Source organism: Idiomarina sp. UBA4206 (genome assembly GCF_002383015.1).
Classification (GTDB): domain Bacteria; phylum Pseudomonadota; class Gammaproteobacteria; order Enterobacterales; family Alteromonadaceae; genus Idiomarina; species Idiomarina abyssalis.
Genome location: NZ_DFTS01000004.1, coordinates 69200 through 69886, shown reverse-complemented (window position 1 = coordinate 69886; position 687 = coordinate 69200). Strand labels below are relative to the sequence as shown.

Annotated in this window: 1 pseudogene; it reads left to right on the top strand. The window is 44.7% G+C overall.

What is annotated here, in order from left to right:
• Positions 1 to 687: pseudogene (locus B3180_RS00695) on the top strand (alkaline phosphatase); the annotation flags it as partial.

The window sequence follows — 687 nt, the reverse complement described above, 5'->3', positions numbered from 1 at the left end:
AAGCTGCAATTGCTGGCACACCCTAACCGCGAAGGTGGTCTGTTTCAGGTTCTGTATGGTCTGCCCGACTTTTATCAGGAATCTATTGAGCGTCAGCAACTCACTCCGGCGTATCTGAAGCCGCTGAATGACTTTAACTTTGATATTCGCTGGTATCATAGTCAGAACTGGGAAGATTCGCTTAGCCTGAGCCAGTTCAACAGTGATTGGCACAGCCAAAATCTCACAGAGTTTTCGGCCCGTAGTCAAAATCAACTGAATGTTGTTCTAATGACCGAAAGCGATATTTCAGCACTAGACAAGGTACTTCAGCAAACGGCAGGTCATCAGTTGCTGATAACATCCTTATCACCCGCACAAAGTGAAGAGTTGTTAGGGAATAAGCAGTTTGCACTTGAGAATATGCAAGTACCACTTTGGCAGCGTGACTACCAACTGGCTGATCAACCGATTGCCGGGCTAATGGACATTGTACCAACCATGCTGGAAAACCGAATTTCCTGCGCAGGCTCTCATAAAAATTATACAAATGGCGAAAGCTTGCAAACACTTAAACGCCGCTGGCCTTTAGTTGAAACCTACAGCCCTTACATTGTTATCTACGATGAAAAAGAGATTACGATTCTGGATAACAGCGGTCAGTTTAGCGTATACAGCAGCGACAAATTTGAATTGAAGAAACAAGCT